This window comes from Thiomicrorhabdus cannonii, from assembly GCF_013391695.1.
Lineage (GTDB): Bacteria > Pseudomonadota > Gammaproteobacteria > Thiomicrospirales > Thiomicrospiraceae > Thiomicrorhabdus > Thiomicrorhabdus cannonii.
Map to the genome: position 1 here is coordinate 40,232 of NZ_JACBGH010000002.1, position 20,496 is coordinate 60,727.

19 protein-coding genes are annotated in these 20,496 nt (G+C 53.5%); 7 read left to right on the plus strand and 12 right to left on the minus strand.

The genetic code is table 11. The features are described 5' to 3' along the window. Both aceF and aceE read right to left on the minus strand, forming a co-directional pair. Positions 1–1,323: a dihydrolipoyllysine-residue acetyltransferase gene (gene aceF, locus HZ297_RS03330; RefSeq protein ID WP_178861578.1), complete on the minus strand. Its 1,323-nt coding sequence runs from the start codon at positions 1,321–1,323 to the stop codon at positions 1–3. A gap of 106 nt (positions 1,324–1,429) precedes the next feature. After that, a complete protein-coding gene (aceE, locus tag HZ297_RS03335; RefSeq protein WP_178861579.1) occupies positions 1,430–4,090 on the minus strand; it encodes a pyruvate dehydrogenase (acetyl-transferring), homodimeric type in 2,661 nt (886 codons plus the stop codon). Positions 4,091–4,700: 610 nt separating this feature from the next. Between aceE and HZ297_RS03340 the strand changes: the two genes are divergently transcribed. After that, positions 4,701–4,997: a ComEA family DNA-binding protein gene (locus tag HZ297_RS03340; RefSeq protein ID WP_178861580.1), complete on the plus strand. Its 297-nt coding sequence runs from the start codon at positions 4,701–4,703 to the stop codon at positions 4,995–4,997. Between the two features lie 83 nt (positions 4,998–5,080). On the opposite strand, the gene HZ297_RS03345 is transcribed toward HZ297_RS03340, so the two are convergent. Continuing rightward, complete coding sequence (locus tag HZ297_RS03345; protein ID WP_178861581.1) at positions 5,081–5,569, minus strand: RNA pyrophosphohydrolase; 489 nt, start codon at positions 5,567–5,569, stop codon at positions 5,081–5,083. Between the two features lie 186 nt (positions 5,570–5,755). On the opposite strand from HZ297_RS03345, the gene HZ297_RS03350 reads away from it, so the two are divergent. Continuing rightward, positions 5,756–6,409 (plus strand): histidinol-phosphatase, encoded by a 654-nt coding sequence (locus HZ297_RS03350; protein WP_178861582.1) that lies wholly within the window; start codon positions 5,756–5,758, stop codon positions 6,407–6,409. A gap of 122 nt (positions 6,410–6,531) precedes the next feature. On the opposite strand, the gene HZ297_RS03355 is transcribed toward HZ297_RS03350, so the two are convergent. Then, on the minus strand, positions 6,532–7,047 hold the full coding sequence (locus tag HZ297_RS03355) for a flavodoxin (protein WP_178861583.1): 516 nt from the start codon (positions 7,045–7,047) through the stop codon (positions 6,532–6,534). A gap of 220 nt (positions 7,048–7,267) precedes the next feature. Here HZ297_RS03355 and HZ297_RS03360 point away from each other — a divergent pair, with 220 nt between their 5' ends. Next, positions 7,268–7,486: a uracil-DNA glycosylase gene (locus HZ297_RS03360; RefSeq protein WP_178861584.1), complete on the plus strand. Its 219-nt coding sequence runs from the start codon at positions 7,268–7,270 to the stop codon at positions 7,484–7,486. A gap of 15 nt (positions 7,487–7,501) precedes the next feature. Here the strand turns inward: HZ297_RS03360 and ampD are convergent, their stop codons facing one another. Continuing rightward, positions 7,502–8,068 carry a 1,6-anhydro-N-acetylmuramyl-L-alanine amidase AmpD gene (gene ampD, locus HZ297_RS03365; protein WP_178861585.1) on the minus strand — a complete coding sequence of 189 codons (567 nt, stop codon included), beginning with the start codon at positions 8,066–8,068 and terminating at the stop codon, positions 7,502–7,504. 113 nt (positions 8,069–8,181) lie between these two features. Here ampD and nadC point away from each other — a divergent pair, with 113 nt between their 5' ends. Together nadC and HZ297_RS03375 are read left to right on the plus strand one after the other, a co-directional pair. Beyond that, entirely contained in the window at positions 8,182–9,024 is an 843-nt protein-coding gene (gene nadC / locus HZ297_RS03370) for a carboxylating nicotinate-nucleotide diphosphorylase (protein ID WP_178861586.1), read from the plus strand. A 162-nt stretch (positions 9,025–9,186) separates the two neighbouring features. Further along, positions 9,187–11,181, plus strand: coding sequence for a monovalent cation:proton antiporter-2 (CPA2) family protein (locus HZ297_RS03375; RefSeq protein ID WP_178861587.1), 1,995 nt, complete (start codon positions 9,187–9,189; stop codon positions 11,179–11,181). Positions 11,182–11,416: 235 nt separating this feature from the next. Here HZ297_RS03375 and pgeF read toward each other — a convergent pair whose 3' ends face one another. Continuing rightward, the gene (pgeF, locus tag HZ297_RS03380; RefSeq protein WP_178861588.1) at positions 11,417–12,172 is read right to left on the minus strand and encodes a peptidoglycan editing factor PgeF; all 756 of its coding nucleotides are present in this window, start codon (positions 12,170–12,172) and stop codon (positions 11,417–11,419) included. Between the two features lie 40 nt (positions 12,173–12,212). After that, positions 12,213–13,262, minus strand: a complete 1,050-nt coding sequence (gene rluD / locus HZ297_RS03385) for a 23S rRNA pseudouridine(1911/1915/1917) synthase RluD (protein WP_178861589.1) — start codon at positions 13,260–13,262, stop codon at positions 12,213–12,215. Positions 13,263–13,367: 105 nt separating this feature from the next. Between rluD and HZ297_RS03390 the strand changes: the two genes are divergently transcribed. Then, positions 13,368–14,216 (plus strand): outer membrane protein assembly factor BamD, encoded by an 849-nt coding sequence (locus tag HZ297_RS03390; RefSeq protein WP_178861590.1) that lies wholly within the window; start codon positions 13,368–13,370, stop codon positions 14,214–14,216. Between the two features lie 134 nt (positions 14,217–14,350). Here the strand turns inward: HZ297_RS03390 and HZ297_RS03395 are convergent, their stop codons facing one another. The 3 genes from HZ297_RS03395 to sucC all read right to left on the minus strand — a co-directional run bounded on the left by HZ297_RS03395 (position 14,351) and on the right by sucC (position 18,124). Then, entirely contained in the window at positions 14,351–15,979 is a 1,629-nt protein-coding gene (locus HZ297_RS03395) for an NAD+ synthase (RefSeq protein ID WP_178861591.1), read from the minus strand. 88 nt (positions 15,980–16,067) lie between these two features. After that, the gene (sucD, locus tag HZ297_RS03400) at positions 16,068–16,949 is read right to left on the minus strand and encodes a succinate--CoA ligase subunit alpha (RefSeq protein ID WP_178861592.1); all 882 of its coding nucleotides are present in this window, start codon (positions 16,947–16,949) and stop codon (positions 16,068–16,070) included. Further along, entirely contained in the window at positions 16,949–18,124 is a 1,176-nt protein-coding gene (sucC, locus tag HZ297_RS03405) for an ADP-forming succinate--CoA ligase subunit beta (RefSeq protein WP_178861593.1), read from the minus strand. The genes sucD and sucC overlap by 1 nt, the downstream gene beginning before the upstream one ends. A gap of 139 nt (positions 18,125–18,263) precedes the next feature. Between sucC and HZ297_RS03410 the strand changes: the two genes are divergently transcribed. Next, positions 18,264–18,539, plus strand: a complete 276-nt coding sequence (locus HZ297_RS03410) for a PP0621 family protein (RefSeq protein WP_178861594.1) — start codon at positions 18,264–18,266, stop codon at positions 18,537–18,539. A gap of 23 nt (positions 18,540–18,562) precedes the next feature. On the opposite strand, the gene HZ297_RS03415 is transcribed toward HZ297_RS03410, so the two are convergent. Beyond that, complete coding sequence (locus HZ297_RS03415; RefSeq protein WP_343034759.1) at positions 18,563–19,039, minus strand: FKBP-type peptidyl-prolyl cis-trans isomerase; 477 nt, start codon at positions 19,037–19,039, stop codon at positions 18,563–18,565. Next, positions 19,011–20,243 carry a GGDEF domain-containing protein gene (locus HZ297_RS03420; RefSeq protein ID WP_178861595.1) on the minus strand — a complete coding sequence of 411 codons (1,233 nt, stop codon included), beginning with the start codon at positions 20,241–20,243 and terminating at the stop codon, positions 19,011–19,013. Before HZ297_RS03420 ends, HZ297_RS03415 begins: the two co-directional genes overlap by 29 nt. Positions 20,244–20,496 lie beyond the last annotated feature (253 nt).

The following is a 20,496-nucleotide window of genomic DNA, read 5'->3' on the forward strand; positions in this document are numbered from 1 at the left end:
TTACAGCAACAACTGACGCAGATCAGTCAGGTATTGACCCACTGTCGTCGTGAAACGCACGCCCTCTGCACCGTCCACCACGCGGTGGTCATAAGACACGCTGAAAGGCATCATCAGGCGAGGTTCAAACTCTTTACCGTTCCAAACAGGCTGCATCTTGGCTTTGGACAAGCCCATAATGGCCACTTCAGGGGCATTGACGATCGGCGTAAATTGCGTGCCGCCGATACCGCCCAAGCTGGAGATGGTGAAGCTGCCGCCCGACATATCCGCAGGCGTCAATTTGCCGTCACGCGCCTTGGCGGAAATCACCATCAATTCACGAGACAACTCATAGATGCCTTTTTGATCGACATTGCGTACCACCGGCACAACCAAACCGTTAGGCGTATCGACGGCGATACCGATGTTGTAATAAGATTTTTTGATCAACGACTGGCCGTCTGGAGACAATGAAGCGTTGAAATTCGGGAAGTCCTGCAGGGCTTTAACCACCGCTTTCATCACAAAGACCAGCGGCGTCAATTTAACGCCCTGCTTCTCAGCCGCGCCTTTCATGTCCTGACGGAATTGATCCATCTCGGTAATGTCGCACTCATCAAACTGAGTCACGTGCGGAACGTTCAGCCAGCTGGTGTGCAGGAACTTACCGGAAATTTTCTTGATACGACCCAATTCAACCGTTTCAGTCGCGCCGAACTGGCTGAAATCAATCTGCGGAACCGGCGGAATACCCATGCCGCCCTGACCACCAGCCGCAGCCGGAGCCGCTTTGGCGCCAGTGAGGATGGATTTGATATAGCTTTCAACGTCAGCTAGTTGAACACGTCCTTTAGGCCCTGTTCCTTTAACCTCAGTCAAATCCGCGCCCAGTTTACGTGCAAAGGCACGCACCGATGGTGACGCGTGAGAAGCAGCGCCCATAGGCTGTTTATTAACCGGCTTTTGCTCTGCCGCTGCAACAGGTGCAGGAGCCGCAGCAGGCGCCGGCGCGGCTTTTGGCGCTTCAACCGTTTTTTCTGCTTTAGGGGCTTCAGGCGCAGCTGGTTTTGCCGCTTCCTTCGGCGCAGGCGCCGCTGCATCACCAGCCACTTCGATGTCGCAAACATAAGTGCCTTCAGACACCTTATCGCCTACCGAAATCGCCATTTTAACGATCTTGCCGCTGACCGGCGCCGGGATTTCCATGGTCGCCTTGTCCGATTCCAATGTGATCATGGAATCGTCGACGTTTACCGTATCGCCTTCGCCTACCAAAATTTCGATTACATCAACCGAATCAAAATCCCCGATATCAGGGATATGAAATTGCATGATTGCCATAGTAAAAATTCCTTCAATTAACGCACTTACGTGCTGATCAGTATTGGCTATGCTGTGCCAAACGCGTTAATAAAAAACCGCCGGGAGAGCCGCGGCGGTTTTAGGGTTACACGTGTAACGGGAAGGCGCGATCGCCCGTGATGCCATACTTTTTCATGGCTTCCGTTACCACTGATACATCAACTTTACCTTCATCTGCCAACGCCTTAAGTGAGGCGACCACAATGTGAACGCTATCCACTTCAAAGAAGTTACGCAGTTGCGCACGTGTATCGGAACGGCCGAAACCGTCAGTTCCCAATACATGGAACGCACCAGGCACATATTCGCGGATACGGTTAGGGTAATCGCGAATATAGTCAGTTGCTGCAACAAAAGGACCTTCTACTTGAGAAAGCACTTGGGTGACATAAGGTACTTTTGGCGTTGCGGTTGGATTCAACATGTTCCAACGCGTCACTTCGATACCGTCACGTCTTAGTAGGTTAAAGCTCGGGGCTGCCCAGATATCGGCAGCGACGTTCCATTCAGATTCCAACATCTCTGCCGCTTTGATGACTTCGGTAAAGATCGTACCGGAGCCCATCAGCTGCACGCGTGCTTTAGCTTTGTTGTCGGATTTTTTGAACGGGTAAATCCCTTTGATAATGCCCTCTTCAACGCCTTCAGGCATTGCTGGGTGGCTGTAGTTTTCGTTCATGGCGGTGATGTAGTAGTACACATCTTCCTTGTCGTGCATCATGCGCTTGATACCGTCGCGGATGATCACGGCCATTTCGTAGGCGAACGTCGGGTCATAGCTCAAACAGTTTGGAACTGCATCGAACATGATCAGGTTATGACCGTCCTGGTGCTGCAGACCTTCGCCTTCCAGCGTGGTACGACCGGCAGTCGCCCCCAACAGGAAGCCACGTGCACGCGAGTCACCCGCTGCCCACGCCAAGTCACCGATACGTTGGAAACCGAACATCGAGTAGTAGATGTAGAACGGAATCATGGATACGCCGTAGTTGGCATAAGCCGTTGCCGCCGAGACCCATGAAGACATGGCGCCGGCTTCGTTGATACCCTCTTCCAGAACCTGACCGTTGGCCGATTCCTTGTACCACATCAACTGTTCGCTATCCATCGGCTGGTAAAGCTGACCGGCCGGATCATAGATGCCGACTTGACGGAACAGACCTTCCATACCGAACGTACGCGCTTCGTCAGGGATGATCGGCACGCAGCGTGGTCCCAACGTCTTGTCGCGCAACAGAATCGACAACAAGCGAACAAATGCCATCGTCGTCGACATTTCACGGTCGCCGGTACCTTCGGTCAACATTTTGAACGCGTCCAGATCAGGAACCGGTAACGGTTCTGCATTATCCTGTCGGCTTGGCATATCGCCACCCAACGCGGCACGCTTCTCTTTGATGTAGTCCATCATCGCCGCATCGGATTCAGGGCGGTAGAATGGCACCTCTTTTTCCAACTGTTCGTCGGAAATCGGAATCGAGAAACGGTCGCGGAAATATTTCAGACCCTTGATGTCCAGTTTCTTCTGCTGGTGAGCCGTCATCGCCGCTTCACCGTATTCACCCATACCGTAACCCTTAACGGTTTTGGCTAGGATAACAGTCGGCTGGCCTTTGGTTTCAGTGGCCGCTTTATAGGCGTTATACACTTTGCGTGGAGAGTGACCGCCACGTGTCAGACGGAAAATTTCATCGTCTGTCATGTCGGCAACCAGCGCCGCGGTTTCAGGATATTTACCGAAGAAATGCTCGCGCACATAGGCGCCGTTTTTGGCTTTATAGGCCTGGTATTCGCCGTCAACCACTTCGCCCATGCGTTCAATCAGTTTGCCGCTGGTATCTTTTGCCAACAGCGCATCCCAACCTGAACCCCATAGCACTTTAATGACGTTCCAGCCGGCACCGCGGAAGACGCCTTCCAACTCTTGCACGATCTTGTCGTTGCCGCGCACCGGACCGTCCAGACGTTGCAGGTTACAGTTGACGACGTAAATCAGGTTATCCAGCTTTTCACGTTTGGCCAACTGGATCGCACCGCGAGATTCCGGTTCGTCCATCTCACCGTCGCCCAGGAAAGCCCAAACCTTACGGCCTTCTGTTTTGGCAAGACCGCGTGCATCCATATACTTCATAAAACGCGCCTGGTAGATCGCCATCAACGGGCCCAAGCCCATCGAAACTGTCGGGAACTGCCAGAAATCAGGCATCAACCAAGGGTGAGGATAAGAAGACAAACCGTTGCCGTTGACTTCCTGACGGAAATTCTTCAACTGGTCTTCAGTCAAACGGCCTTCTACGAAGGCACGTGCGTACATACCCGGTGCTGTGTGGCCTTGGAAGAACACCATGTCCTGACCCTGCTCGTGGTTCGGGCCTTTAAAGAAGTGGTTCATCCCCACTTCATAAAGCGTACAGCTTGACGCGTAAGAAGCGATGTGACCGCCAACACTGGTTGTTTTGTTGGCGCGCACCACCATCGCCATGGCGTTCCAGCGCAGAACCGCACGGATTTTCTGCTCCATGCTCAAATCACCTGGGTAGTTCACCTGATTCTCAGGGGCGATGGTATTGATGTAAGGGGTATTTGCCGCGTAAGGGATGTCGATGCCGTGAACACGGGCTTTCTCGATCAGGTGGGCAATTAGGTGCTTGGCTTTGTCTGAGCCTTCAAATTCGACGACTGCTTCTAACGCATCGATCCACTCTTGAGTGCCTTGTGGATCTTGGTCAATAAACTGTTCGCTCATAAGATTTCCTCATGGGTTGGTTGAGTCCTTCAGGAGCTGGGTGGGCCTGAAGCAAAGTCAGTACGGATAGGTCATATCGGCACCGCCAACATAATTTTTTAAACGTCTAGGGTTCCAGCTACTTAGTATTCCAAGACGTGAACTTAGGGATGGACGGGTATGCAAACGCATACACTCGCGTTTCGACTCTTCCGGCTTTCAAGGCTAGAAAGCTGATAAATAGGCAAATTTACCGAATCACTAGGTTCATTTAAAGTCGGAGCATCATAACACTTTTTTGGCGTTTTTTCATTCAAACGGCACTCAACTGACGCGTTATTCACCCTAACGGCAGCTAACCTATTGAAACAAAATACAAAGCCTTTCTCAGCAAGGCTTTTAAAATTAAGCAAAATGACGCGTAGGCAACGCTATTTTAGAAGCGTAATATAAACATTAAGGGTGAAAAATATGTGTAATTAACGGCGATACGACACTGTAAAAGCCAGGCAAATGTCAGTCTCACCAGAATGCGGCTCAACCTGGAGCCGCATTGATAAAAGGCTTTTCCTCACCCCCGAAAAGTGACATCCAGATGCGCTTTTCAGCGTTACGTCAAGGAGTCTACAAAATGCGAAGCTCAGCGGCTCTGCTGATTCTGAGCTTACTGTCTGTAGGCGCGCTTAGCCACGCGTCTCCTGTGAATGTTAACCTATCCACGCCAGATGACATTGCCAAGGCGCTTGAAGGTGTGGATTTGCCGATGGCAAACAGGATTTCGGTGTATTGCGCATTGAAAAAATGCATGAAACCGGAAGATCTGTTGAATGTGGAGGGCATGAATCCCTCACTACTTCAGCACATTCGTCCTGATTTGTTTTTTGACAATCAACAGGAGCCAGCAAGCTCAAACGATGAGTGTTCCTAACCTCCGGTAAGCTTAAAACTTACCGTACAAACGACAAAGCCCCTCGCGGGGCTTTGTCGAAAGCATACACTATATAAGCACAGCTACTTCGGCAGCCAGAACTTGTGTAACACCTCTTCCAGCTCGGTGAGTGCCTGATGATAGACGGCCTGCTTGAAACAGACCACTTCCTGCACGGGGCGCCAGTAATCGACCCACATCCAATCCTCAAACTCCGGCGACTCATGATGCGCCAGATTGATGCGGCTGATATCCCCCTCCAAACCCAGCATAAACCAGATCTGCTTTTGGCCGACGCAAACCGGCTGACTGTAATGGCGAATCAGATGCTTGGGCAAGTCATAACTCAACCAATCCCTGGTACGTCCCAACACCCGCACATCCGAAGGCTCCAAGCCAACCTCTTCCTTAAGTTCACGAAAAACGGCCTGCTGGGGCGTTTCGTTTTCACGAATCCCCCCTTGCGGAAACTGCCAGGCGTCTTGTTGAATACGTTTACCCCAGAATAGCTTGCCTTCCTTGTTTACGATGATAATACCGACATTCGGCCGGTACCCGTCTTGATCTATCACACAAAACCTTAAATCTTTTAATACAAATTGTCGGTATTATTGCCCAAATTTCGGCCTTTTTTCAATCTTAAATTCATTAATGGTCACATTGGTTTTTTTCAAATGGAATTTAACCGCCAGCCTTGTGATAGCCACTTCAATCAGATAGGATTGTCGCCAAATTGAGATTAAAGGGATTCTGCGAAAATGGCATTGGCAATTTTTGACCTCGACAACACTCTGATCGCCGGCGACAGCGACTACCTTTGGGGCAAGTTCCTGATTAAGAAGGGAGCGGTGGAAGCCGAGTTTTTCGAATCGGAAAACGAGCGTTTTTACGCCATGTACAAGGCCGGCACACTGGACATCATGGAATATCAGCATTTCTCACTGAAACCGCTGACGCAATATGACATGGACACGCTGATCGCCTGGCACGACGAGTTCATGCAGACGGTGATCGAGCCGATCTATCTGCCAAAAGCGCAGGCTCTGGTGGATGAGCACCGCGACAAAGGCGACGAACTGTTGATCATCACCGCCACCAACAGTTTTGTCACCCGCCCTATCGGTCAGATGTACGGCATTACCAACTTGATTGGCACCGACCCCGAAATGCTGGATGGACGTTTTACCGGTGAAGTCGATGGCGTGCCCTCCTTCCAGGGCGGGAAAGTAACGCGCCTGAAAAGCTGGCTGGAGGATAGACAGTTCACTCTCGAAGGCAGTTTTTTCTATTCCGACTCGCACAATGACCAACCGCTGCTGGAGCTGGTCGACAATCCCGTTGTGGTCGATGCGGATGAAACTTTGCTGAAGATCGCACAACGTAAAAAATGGCCGGCCATCAGCCTGCGCTGATAGCGGATTGCATACCCGGCCTGTTGAGTTTTTTTGCCGGTATTTTTGCAAACATTTCCAGCCGATTGGCAGACACAAAAAAACCGCTTAAAAGCGGTTTTTTTGTGTCGTTGAATGCCAACTTACATTCCAAACTCTTCACGCACCTGCTCAACCCAGTCAGACACGCGGCCTTCGGTCAATTCAGGCTGCTGATCTTCGTCGATTCCCAATCCGACAAAGAATTCGCCGTCTTCGGTCACCGCTTTCGACTCGTCGAATTCAAAACCGTCGGTTGACGTATAGCCCGCAGGCGTCGCGCCGTTTTCCACCGCCACATCGTGCATCATGCCCATGGCATCCAAGAAATACTCCGAATAGTCCGCCTGGTCACCCAGCCCGAAACAGGCAACGGTTTTACCGCTGAAATCGATACCCTTGAACTCTTCCCAGAAGTCGTCCCAGCTGCTTTGCAACTCGCCGTAGTACCAGGTTGGCTGGCCTAGAATAATTTTGTCGTACTTGGCAAAATCCGCTGCCTTGGCCGCTGCGATGTCATACACATCCACCGCACCTGCACCGAACTTGTCTTTGATCATGTCCGCAACACGCTCGGTATTACCTGTATCCGTTCCATAGAATAGGCCGATTTTACTCATGGTTTATATCCTTTAAATCAAAATGACAGTAAAATGAATTGCAAAATAAACGGGATGAATCCAAGGCTAGCACAGGGGCTGCAACGCTTTCAAGCAAATTATCCCGGCCACCCTTAAGTTTGCACCAGTTTGCAAAGGCGGCTAAAGTGCCAACCAATCAATGATGCGCATCATAGCACAGGGTTTTTTGCCGTAAATTCACTAATTTTTATACTGGTTTATGAAAAAAACTAATTCTATCGACTGCTTCAAATGCCGATTTTTTTACGTCACCTGGGATGCCAACAATCCACGCGGCTGCAAGGCATTCGGTTTTAAAACCAGGCGCCTGCCGAGCGACGTGGTTTTTGAAGCTTCCGGCGAACCCTGCATGAAGTTCTCGCCCAAACCCGACAACCCGTCTTCTGGCAACTCGTCACGCGGCGGCTGGATTGCGTAAATAGCGCTCTCAACTCTAGGCGCGCTGCGGATTTTCGAGCAAACGCCACAAGGCCTGCCACTGAAAATAAGGCCCCGGATCGGTTTTGCGACCGGGCGCAATATCGCTGTGTCCCACCACCGCTTCGTGCGATAAAGAGGGATAAGCGCGCCATAACGCCTTAATCAGCTCCGCCAGCAAGCGGTATTGCGTGGCGGAATAGGCGCCGCAGTCCGTACCTTCCAGTTCAATACCAATCGAAAAATCATTGCAGCGGTTCCGCCCCTGATACGCCGACAAACCTGCGTGCCAGGCGCGCTGCTGGAACGGCACATACTGAAGCAAACTGCCATCGCGGCGGATCAACATGTGAGCCGACACCTTCAAGCCGCAAATCGTCGCAAAATAGGGATCGTCCTGCGGGTTAAGCGCATTGGTAAACAGCTGCGTAATCGCCTCGCCGCCGAACTGGTTGGGCGGCAGGCTGATGCCGTGCACCACAATCAGCTCGGGCTGCATGCCGTCCGGGCGTTCGTCCTGATTGGGGCTTGGGATATAAGTTGCCTGTAAACACAAGCCGGTCTGGCTATCCACTTGTAACACTTCAAACTCCGCTTAATCACCCCGCCATAAGGCCGGTTCATTGGGTATAATACCCAAATTAGTGGCGTTACTACGCCGATTTTATGTCATTTCTCTAGTTTTGGATGGCCGCTATGCAAAACATCGACTATTTTGAACATCTTGAACAAACCGTCATTATCGCTTTGCAAGAAGACATTGGCGATGGCGACCTCACCGCCGATTTGATTCCGGCCGATGCGCAGGCGACCGCGCGGATTATCAGCCGCGAAGCGGCGGTTATTTGCGGACGCCCGTGGTTTGACGAGGTCTTTCAACAGGTCGACGAAGACATCGCCATCGAATGGCATATCAAAGAAGGCGAAAGCGTCGTCGAAAATCAGCTGCTTTGCGTCATCCAGGGTTCAGCGCGCAGCATTCTGACGGCGGAACGCACCGCCTTGAATTTTTTGCAAACCCTATCGGCCACGGCGACTACCACGGCCCGCTATGTTGCGCAGCTCAAAGGCAGCCGCACCCAACTGCTCGACACGCGCAAAACCCTGCCCGGCCTGCGCATGGCGCAAAAATACGCGGTCGCCTGCGGCGGCGGCAAAAACCACCGCATCGGTCTGTATGATGCGATTCTGATTAAAGAAAACCATATTATGGCGGCCGGCGGTATCGCGCAGGCGGTCGGCACGGCCAAACGCCGCCACCCCCACACCACGGTGGAAGTGGAAACCGAAAACCTAGACGAAGTGCAGCAGGCGCTGCAAGCCGGCGCCGACATCATCATGCTCGACAACTTTACGCTGGAGATGATGCACAACGCCGTGCAACTGGTCAACGGCCGCGCCAAACTGGAGGTCTCCGGCAATGTCGAAATCGAGCAACTGCCGCAACTGGCCAAAACCGGCGTGGATTTTATTTCCAGCGGGGCAATCACCAAGCATATCCGCGCGATTGACCTCTCGATGCGTTTTGCAAACCATTGACACCCCCTGTTTTGGGACAACAAAATGCTATACAGTAATTTAATCGACGCAGACCGGCCTACCCGGCCTGCCGAGTTTGGCAAGGGTTTATACAACCCGATTGCCAAACCCTATAAACCCAAAGTAACCGCGTAAAAACGCATTTTTTCACTAAGGATCAACGTGCAAGACCACTTGTTGCTTCATATTGTTTTATTGCTGGCGATCGCCGTGGTCACGGTATCGATTTCCCGACGCTTGCAATTCCCGCCCATCCTCAGCTACATCATCGTCGGCATCATCGTCGGGCCGCACGGCTTCGGCTGGATTGAAGAGGAAGAAAATATCGCCTATCTCGCCGAGCTGGGCATTGTCTTTCTGCTTTTCTCAATCGGTCTGGAGTTCTCGCTAACGCAAATGGTCGCCATGCGCAAGCAGGTCTTTGGCCTGGGCAGCGCGCAGGTGCTTGGCACCGGCGCGGCGTTTTACGGCATCGGCTGGCTCGCCGGACTCGACACCAATACCAATATCGTCGTGGCCAGCGCCTTTGCCCTCTCCTCCACCGCCATCGTCATCAAACAGCTCACCGAACAGAGCGAGATCCAGTCGCGTCACGGCCGCTCCGCAGTCGGCATCCTCATTTTTCAGGACATTATGGCGATTCCGCTATTGATTCTGATTCCCGCTCTGGCAATGAGCGCCGACGGCGGCGAAACCAGCCTGACCGAGTCACTGCTCTACGCCTTTATCAAAGGGATGCTGATCGTGGTGATTATGCACGCCATCGGCCGTTATCTGCTGCGTCCGCTGTTCCACGAGGTCGCCTCGGCCAAATCGGCCGAACTGTTTACCCTCACGGTGCTGTTGGTGGCACTGAGTTCCGCCGCCCTCACCGAAGAGATGGGGCTTTCGATGACGCTCGGCGCCTTCCTCGCCGGCATGATGCTCGGTGAAACCGAATACCGCCACCAGATCGAATCCGACATCCGTCCCTTCCAGGACATCCTGCTGGGTCTGTTCTTCGTCACCGTGGGCATGCTCATTTCGCTGGAACGCCTCACCGAACACTTCTGGACGATTCTGGCACTGACCATCGGCATTATCGTCGTCAAGGGCGTGATTATTTACGGCATTGCCCGCCTCTTCAACAAAGAACCCGGCGTCGCCAGCCGCACCTCCTTGAGTCTGGCGCAGGTGGGTGAATTCGGTCTGGTGTTGATGACTCTGGCCTTTACCTACAAACTGCTGCCGCACGAACAGGGCAACCTGCTGCTCACCGCGGCCGTGTTAAGCATGGCGGTTGCGCCGCTGATGGTCAAATACAACGGCAAAATCACCCGCTGGCTGCACAGCGGCACCTATAACCAAAGTTTCAGCAATATTGAAAGCACCATTGCCGCCGATAACGTCTATCTGAACAACCACGTCATTCTGTGCGGTTTCGGCCGTGTCGGCCAGACGGTCAGCCGCTTCCTCAATAAAGCCAACGAGAATTTCGTCGCCTTGGATATGGACATCAAACGCGTCACCGAGGCGCACAATGCCGGCGAACGCGTCTATTACGGCGATGCCGCCAAAGAGCGCATTCTGCATGCCGCCGGCATCGAAAAAGCCAAGGCGATTATCATCACCTTCAGCGATTTCCACGCGTCGATGAAAATCCTCACCGCCATCCGCCAGCATCATCCCGACATCCCGGTGCTGGTGCGCACGCTGGACGACAGCCATCTGAACGAACTCATCGCCGCCGGCGCCACCGAAGTCGTGCCGGACACCTTTGAATCGAGCATTATGTTGTCGTCCCACCTGCTGCTGATGATCGGTCAGCCGCCGAGCAAAGTGTTGCGTGAAACCCGCGCCGCCCGCCAGGACCGCTACAAACTGCTGGAAAAATTCTATCCCGGTCAGGACGACAGCATGCTTGACGAACACGGCGCTCTCAGCGGCGTCATTCACAGCGTGGTGATTGATGAAAAGGCCTATGCCGTCGGCAGAGCACTTAAGGAAATTCCGTTCAGCGACATGAAAGTGGATGTGGAAGCCATTACCCGCGGCCATGTGCGCGGCGAGAATCCCGATTCGGAAACGGTCATCCGCGCACTCGACAAAGTGGTCATTTCCGGCACCTTGGAAGATGTGGAACGCGCCGACCGTTATCTGAAAACCGGTAAAGAGTAAAAGGTTGGCTTACATTTTCATTGACGCGTATTTTTCTTGAACCACGAAGAGCACGAAGGCCATGAAGATTTTGTAACTTGATCCTGTTTATCGGAGCTGTCACCTATTTTCATGGCAATTAAAACCTTTTATATCAAAAAGTTAACTTAATTAAATGTGCCTAGAGGCAAACGTAACTTCGTGTTCTTCGTGGTTTAAATTATCGATATGTGAATCCATCACGAAATAATGAGACTTATGACTCCAGCCAAATCAGCGACGCCATGCGTCCGGTTTGGCCGTCACGCCGGTAGGAGTAAAAACGCGCGCTATCCGCATAGGAACACAGACCGCTATCACTGATCTGCTGCACGCCCAATTGCGTCAATTCGGATTTCAACAGGCCGGGTAGATCGGCCAGATATTTGCCGGTCGCAGCCGGCAACGCTTCAAAAAACCGCGCATTGTGCGCTGCCTGCCCCGCAAATCTGTCAAACACATCCTGCCCCACCTCAAAGTGCGGCTGGCGGATACAAGGGCCAATCCATACCAAGAGGTTTTCGGCCTCGTCCGGCAAGCGCTGCAACGTCTGCGTGACAATGCCGTCCGCCAAACCGCGCCAGCCGGCGTGGATCGCCGCCGCAAGAGTGCCCGTTTTGTTGGTCACCAGAATCGGAATGCAGTCGGCGGTCATCACCACCGCCACCTGATTGGAGCTCTGCGTCCATGCCGCATCGGCAACGGGCGCCTGCCATGTCGAAGCCGCCGCCGCATTTAAGTCAACACAGTCCACCGTATGCTGCTGCTCCAGCCAAAAAGGCTCGCCCGGCAATCCCAACGCATCGCGCAGGCAGTCGCGGTTAGCCTGCACCGCAGCCGGATCATCGCCCACATGGGTGGCAAGATTAAAACTATCGAAAGGTGGTTGTGAAGCACCACACTCGCTCGCCACCCGGCCTGTTGAGTTTTTACAAACCTCCGGCGCGCGGCGAGTGGTGCAATAGGCACGCACCTTAGTCGGTGCGCTCCATTGAGGTATGATCAAATTGGCATCATTCCGGAATATCGTCATCCGTGACCCATTCGACTTCCACGCCGTAATCGTAATCAAACTCGTCGTAGTCGGATTCAAACTGCGATTCAAACGCTTCCAGATCATCACGCAAGGTGTCAATCAGCGCCAGCATGTCGTCCGGCATATCGGCTTTCCACTTCATGGTCTTGCCGGTTAGCGGATGGGTCAGACTAAGCGCCCCGGCATGCAATGCCTGACGTTTGAATTCGCGCAGAACATCGACAAACCCGTCCATCATGCCGCGCGGAATACGCAAACGTTCGCCGTAAACCGGATCGCCAATCAGCGGAAAGCCGATAGACGACATATGCACGCGAATCTGGTGGGTACGCCCGGTCTCCAATTTGACGCGAATCCGCGTGTGCGCACGGAAATGCTCCATCACACGGTAGTGACTCACCGCCGGCTTGCCGCCGCCGAGCAAACGCACCGCCATTTTCTTGCGATCCTGAATACTGCGGCCGATGGGTTTATCGACCGTACCGCCGGCCAGCACGTGACCGACGACCACCGCATCATAGATACGCTCCACCGCATGACGCTGCAACTGATCCACCAGATGGGTCTGCGCCGGAACGGTTTTGGCGACCACCATCAAACCGGAGGTTTCCTTGTCCAAACGGTGCACAATCCCGGCACGCGGCACTTCGCGCAACTTAGGATCATGGAACAGCAGCGCGTTCATCAACGTCTGGTCGGGATTACCCGCCCCCGGATGCACCACCAGACCGGCGGGCTTGTTAATCACCAAAATCGCCTCGTCTTCATAGACGATATCCAGCGGAATCTCCTGGGCGACCAGATCGACCTCGTCGTTCAGTTCGGCTTCCATCACCACCTTTTCGCCACCCAGCACACTCTGGCGCGGCTTGGTCCATGCCTGACCGTTGACGGTGACTTTGCCCTCTTTGATCCACTGCTGGATACGGCTGCGCGAGTATTGCGGAAACAGCTCCGAAACCACCACATCAAAACGCTGCCCCAGGCTGGAGATAGGAATAAATGCCTGTAAAGTTTGTGTACTCAATTGAGCCCCTTAAACGTCGTTTTAAACGCCCTTAAAAATCTGTGCAACCCATAAATTGTGATACAATTTTGGTCTTATTAAAAATGCCTATTGTACCGAACTCACATGAAAAAATCGCTGTTATCCGCTGTACTCGCAGCCACTATTTCGCTGCATGGCTGTTCGTCCCTATTGAACAAATCCGACTCCGAAAGAACGGTAGAGGAATTCTACAGCACCGCCACCGAAGCCTTTTCCGAGGAAAACTGGGATACGGCGATTGAAAACTACGAAAAACTCAAAGCCTATTTCCCTTACGGAAAATATGCCGAGCAGACCTACTTGGAACTGGCTTACGCCTATTACCGTTACGACGAACCGGAGTCGGCGATTCGCGAAACCGAAGAGTTCATCAAACTCTATCCCAAGCACCCTTCTTTGCCTTACGCCTATTATCTGCGTGCCGTGGCGGCTGATTCCATTACCAAAAGCTGGCTCGACAAGTGGATTACCGACCCGGCGCAGCGCGACATGGTCACCAGTCAACGCGCTTTCGGCTTCTATGAGGCGCTGATTCAGCGTTTCCCGGAAACCGATTATGCTGCGGCCGCCAAAGAACGTCTGGTCATTATCCGCAACCGCATGGCGCGCCATGAGTTGCAGGTGGCCAAGTTCTACTTTGACCGCAAAGCCTATCTGGCGGCGGCCAACCGCTGCCGCAAACTGATTGAAGACTATCCGCGCGCCGTCATCAACCTGGACGCACTAAAGCTGATGAAAGACAGCTATGGTGCTTTGGGCATGGAACAGAACTACCTCGACACCCTCAAGGTGTTGGAATTGAACAGCCAAATCCAAGCAGAAGAGCAAGCAGTACGGGAACAGGCACGTGCCGAAGAAGCGGCAAAAATCAAAGCGCCAACCCAACAGAAAGAGCAGAGCTGGTGGACCAGCCTGACTTCGATGTTTGATTAGTCGATGTTTGATTAAGGGCAACTGGCTATTTATTCAAGGCCAATCTCTCAACAGCACCCATTAAAAAGGCCGGAAATTTTTCCGGCCTTTTTGTTATCAGATACTGTTATCAGACGCTATTTTCACAAACCCGCTTATTCGCTGTAGCGACTGGTAATCGGATAACGACGGTCACGCCCGAACGCGCGGTGCGTGATTTTGATGCCCGGCGCGGCCTGACGACGCTTGTATTCGCTGCGGTCGATCATGCGGATCACCCGGCGCACTTCTGTCTCGTCGATCCCCATCGCGGCGATCTGCTGCGGCGTTTTGTCGTCTTTGACATACGCCTTGATAATCGCATCCAGTACATCGTATTCCGGCAAAGAGTCCTGATCCACCTGATCGGGACGCAACTCCGCCGACGGCGGACGGGTAATGACACGCTCCGGAATCACCGCTCCCAAACTATTGCGATAGTTGGCCAGACGGTACACCAGCGTTTTCGGCACATCCTTCAACGGCGAGAAGCCGCCGACCATGTCACCGTACAGAGTGGAGTAGCCGACGGCCACTTCACTTTTGTTGCTGGTCGCCACCACCATTTTGCCGGTCTTGTTGGACAACGCCATCAACAGCGTACCGCGAATCCGCGCCTGCAGATTCTCTTCGGTCAGATCGGCTTCCCTCCCGGCAAACGCCGCCGCCAGCGCGGCTTCAAAGGCGGCATACATCGGCTCGATCGGCATCACGCTGTATTTAACGCCCATGCATTTTGCCTGCTCGGCCGCATCTTCCTGACTGATGGCGGCGGTATAACGGAACGGCATCATCACCGCCTCGACCTTGTCCGCGCCCAATGCATCGGCGGCAATCGCCAGCGTCAGCGCAGAGTCAATCCCGCCGGAAAGCCCCAGTATCACCCCCGGAAAACCGTTTTTCTGCACATAATCGCGCAACCCGGTTTTCAGGGCTTCATAAACGCGCGCTTCGGCTTCAAACAGGTTAGCTTGCTGCCCGGCCTGAACCGTCACGCCGTCTGCCGTTTTATGCAACACCACCGGCGTCAAGGCATCGCTAAACTCCGGCGCCTGCACCTGAACCTGTCCGTGACAGTCCATCACAAAAGAACCGCCGTCAAACACCAGTTCATCCTGACCGCCGACCTGATTCACATAAATCACCGCGCAACCGGCCTCATCAACACGGTGCTTGACGACGTCCAGACGGTCCTGATGTTTCTCCTGCGAAAACGGCGAAGCGTTCAGGTTCAGAATCACCTCGGCTCCGGCCTCTTTGGCCTGCACCGCCGGCGACACTTTCCAGATGTCCTCGCAAATCAACACCCCAAAACGGATGCCCTTATGTTCCACCACGCAAGGTTGCTTGCCCGGTGCAAAATAGCGCTGCTCGTCAAACACGCTGTAATTGGGGAGATGCTGCTTGATATAACTCGCCTGAATCTGGCCGTTTTCGATCCACGCCGCCATATTGAAACGCTCGCCAAGCTCGTCCATCATCGGATAACCGACTACAACGACGACATCCCGCACGCTTTCGCAAATCCGCGTCAAAGCCGCATTAATCTGCGGGTAGAGCCCTTCGCGCAACAGCAAATCCTCGGGCGGATAACCCGTCAGCGTCAACTCCGGAAATACCACGATATCCGCCTGCTGTTGCGTTCTGGCTTGCTTGGAAGCGTCAATCACCAACTGCACGTTTCCGCTGATATCGCCTACCACCGGATTGATTTGCGCCATCACCACAACGACATTTTCAGACATAGTGTTTACCCGTTTATTGCGTTTAAGATCGGCCTGAAGCATTCGCTAAAAAACTCAACAGGCCGGGTAGGAAAGGATTCTGAGCGACTTAAGCCAGCAGCTTCGCCATGGCGGAACCCAAATCGGCAGGCGAGCGCACCACAGTGACGCCCGCCTCTTCCAGCGCGGCGAACTTGGCTTCCGCCGTACCCTTACCGCCGGAGACAATCGCACCGGCGTGCCCCATACGTTTGCCGGCCGGAGCCGTCACGCCGGCAATATATGCGACCACCGGCTTGGTGACATTCGCCTTGATAAACGCCGCCGCGTCTTCTTCGGCCTGACCGCCGATCTCACCGACCATAATAATCCCTTCGGTCTGCGGATCGTCCTGGAACAGACGCAAGCAATCGATAAAGTTCATGCCCTGAATCGGGTCGCCGCCGATACCCACGCAGGTCGACTGCCCCAATCCGTTTTGTGTGGTCTGATGCACCGCTTCATAGGTCAAAGTACCGGAACGCGACACCACGCCCACTTTGCCCGGCAGATGGATATGCCCCGGCATAATGCCGATTTTGCAGCCTTCACCGTTCAAACCGGGGGTAATCAAACCCGGGCAGTTCGGGCCGATCAGATAGGCATCGGATTTTTCCAGCACGGCACGCACTTTCAGCATATCCGCCACCGGAATCCCCTCGGTGATACAGGTAATCACCTTGATGCCGGCGTCAATCGCTTCGATAATCGAATCCGCTGCAAACGCCGGTGGCACATAAATCATCGAGGCTTCCGCACCGGTCTGCTGAACCGCTTCGCGCACCGTGTTGAACACCGGCAAGCCCAGATGCGTCTGGCCGCCTTTGCCCGGCGTCACGCCGCCGACCATTTTGGTGCCGTAGGCCAACGCCTGTTCCGAATGGAAAGTCCCTTGCTTACCGGTAAAGCCCTGGCAGATTACTTTCGTGTCTTTGTTGATCAAAATACTCATTACGCTGCCGCTCCCGCTTTTGCCACTTCCACCACGCGTTTCGCCGCGTCCGCCAGGCCGTCTGCGGTGATAATGCTCAAACCGCTCTGTGCCAGTTTTTCCTTGCCCAACTCGACATTGGTGCCTTCCAGACGCACCACCACCGGAATGGTCAGACCGACTTCCTGCACCGCCTGGATAATGCCGTCGGCAATCAGGTCGCAACGCACGATACCGCCGAAAATATTCACCAGAATCGACTTCACTTCGGAAGAGGACAAAATCAGCTTGAACGCCTCCGCCACTCGCTCCGGCGTGGCACCGCCGCCTACATCGAGGAAGTTGGCCGGCTCGCCGCCGTTCAACTTGATCAAATCCATGGTCGCCATCGCCAGACCGGCGCCGTTGACCATACAGCCGATGTCACCGTCCAGCGCGATATAGTTCAACTGATGCTGCGAGGCTTTGGCTTCGCGCTCGTCTTCCTGCGAATAGTCGCGCATCTCCACCAACGCCGGCTGACGATACAGCGCGTTGGCATCGATATTGACCTTGGCATCCAGCGCGATCAACGCGTTATCGGCCGTGCGGATCAACGGATTGATCTCCACCTGAGAGACATCCTTGTCCAACGCCAGCTGATAGAACTGCTGCATCAACTGCCCGATCTGCTTGAACGCCGTGCCGGTCAAGCCCAACGCAAAGCCGACTTCACGGCACTGGTACGGCATCACGCCGACCGTCGGGTCGATATGCACCGTCAGAATCTTTTCAGGCGTGTGTTCGGCGACCTCTTCAATATCCATGCCGCCGGCAGCGGAGATGATAAAGGTATGGGTACGGCTGACGCGATCCACCACCAGGCTCAGATACAACTCTTCTTCAATCGCCAGGGTTTCTTCGATCAACAGGCTGTTAATCGGCAGCTTTTTACCCGCCGTCTGGATCGTCGCCAACGAACTGCCCAAAAGCGCCGCTGAGACCTCATGCGCCTCGGCACGGCTCTTGACCAGTTTGACACCGCCCGCCTTGCCGCGCGCGCCGGCATGAATCTGCGCTTTGACTACCCAGGCATCGCCGCCCACGCTGTCCAACGCCGCATCCAATTCACTTAATTGGGTAATGAGTTGTCCTTTGGGCACACCGATGCCGTAATCGCGGAACAACGCCTTTGATTGATATTCATGTAAATTCACAAAAAGTCTCCGATTTTCGCCGCCAAAATCTACACAAACAGGCGGGAATAAAAAACGCTTTAACTGAGATAAAAATTGCTTTTATTTTATGTTTTTTGGACAATGATTGCATCAACAATTCATAGAAATGGACGCCCTGATGAGAGCCATCACGTTTTTACTGTTTGTGATTCTGGTATTTCTGCTGGTGCGTTTCACCCTGAACCGCATTATTGAAATTCGCGCCAAGAACCGCGAGGCAGCAATCAAAGCCGCAAAGCAGCAAGAAGAACCCGCCGCCGAAGAACCGATGGTGCGCTGCGCGCTATGCGGCATTCACCTGCCGCAGTCCGAAGCGTTTTTTGACGGCCAACACACCTTTTGCAGTGAAGGCCATATGCGCGAATATCATCAACAGCAGCAAAGCCAGCAATAACTCGCGACTCTTCCCATTCAGGCTTATGAGTGAATGGCCACAATCGTGGCCTGAAACACCACCGTATGCCCGGCTAGCGGATGGTTGAAATCAATCACCACTTCATCCTCAGTCAACGCATGCACCTTGCCCGGGATCTCTTCGCCGACCGGCGTATGGAAACCGATTACATAGCCTTCCTGCAACTCCATATCCGCCGGAAAATCACTGCGCGGCATGGTTTGCAGATTGGCCGGATCGGGCTGACCAAAGGCCTGTTCCGGCGGCAGCGTAAACGTACCGGTGGTTTCCACCTCCAGACCGATCAACAGCTCGTCCAGCTTATTCAAAAAGGTGCCGTCGCCGATCGTGAAACGAAAGGTTTCGTCGCCTTCGGTTTCTTCGACCAAAGTACCGTCCAGCAATTTCAAACTGAAACGGATCTCCACGTCGCTATGCTCACCCACCAGCGGCGGAATGTTTGTAATTGAATTAGGCTTTGCGTTTACGGATTCTGGCACTTTTCTGTCCTTTTGCTACTTCTTTAACTTCACCAAATACGACCACACGGTTTCGTCCGGCCTCCTTGGCCTGATAGAGCGCCTGGTCGGCTGCCTTTATAACCTCTTCGGGCGTTTTAAAACTGGCGTTGCGCTCCGCCACACCAATACTGACGGTGACTTTGGTCGTGGTATCCTTGCCGTGATGTTTGAACTTGAGTTCGGTCGTTTCCAACTGTTTACGCAGCACCTCCAGAACCGGCTTGGCCTGTTCCGGGGTTTTTCCGGCAAACACCACGCTGAACTCTTCGCCGCCAAAACGGTACGCCTTACCGCCACCGCCCACACCGCTCAACACGCGGCTCACCGTTTGCAGCACCAAATCTCCAATGTCGTGGCCGTAAGTATCGTTGAACTTCTTGAAATGGTCCACATCCACCATCGCCACCGTATAGCTGCGCCCCAACCCCATAAAGGACTCAAACAGCGCACGGCGCCCGGCCATGCCCGTGAGTTCGTCGGTATAGGCCATTTGATGCACATCAAATACCAAAGAGAGCACCACCATCAGGGCGGCGATCGTCGCCATCCAGTTCCACAACTCGGGGATGGCGAGATTATTCAGGGCATAGGCCATCAACACCAGTACAAACAGCACCACCTGATCCAACACCTTGGGCTTGCGCATCATCGCCATGCGCACCACCATCAGGTTGAGCAGCACAATCGCCACCACCGTGGTCACCATCGGCATGTGGATGACAAACAGCGGATCCTGGCTGATCGGCGCACTCAGCTGCTCAACCCAGTGCGGCGGCAAATCATACACCAAGCTCTGCAACAACGGCATCTGCAGCACCAAAACCGCCAGTGTCAGCAGATTAAATCCCCAATGGCGCACGCCGCGTTCCGGCCAGAACAGCCACAAAAACAGATTTAACGGCAAAGCCAAACCGAGCAACACAAAGAAAAAGGGGATGTCAGGCGTGCGCGGTTGAATCGCCGCGTAATAGTTGAAGGCGAAGGTACTGAGCGCCAGCACCAGCAGAATCGCCACAGGGCGGATGCGATTCAGGAAAACGCCGACAAACAGACCGACGGCAACGATGCCGTAAGGCGCATAATCGAGCAGACTCAGCCAAGCGGCAGGCCAATGTAAAATCTGTTCGGATTGCCACCATGCCAAACCACTCAGTGCCAGTAACCAAAGTGTATGGATAAACAAATCGAATCCTTGCGCCTGTTTGAAAACCCAAACTTTACCATCTAGCACTCCACGGGTGAAGCGCCAAAGTGCAGATTTAGCGACTTTTTAGAATTTTCAGAAATCGCGCTTCCAAAACTGAACAGGCCGGGTAGGAATCAACCGTTACCCAACCTGTTGAGATTTACATAAGCGGGTTTACCAGTCTTGTGGCGGATAAGAGCCGATCGACAACGCATAGCTAGAGTACGTGTCATATTTAATTAAAAAATGT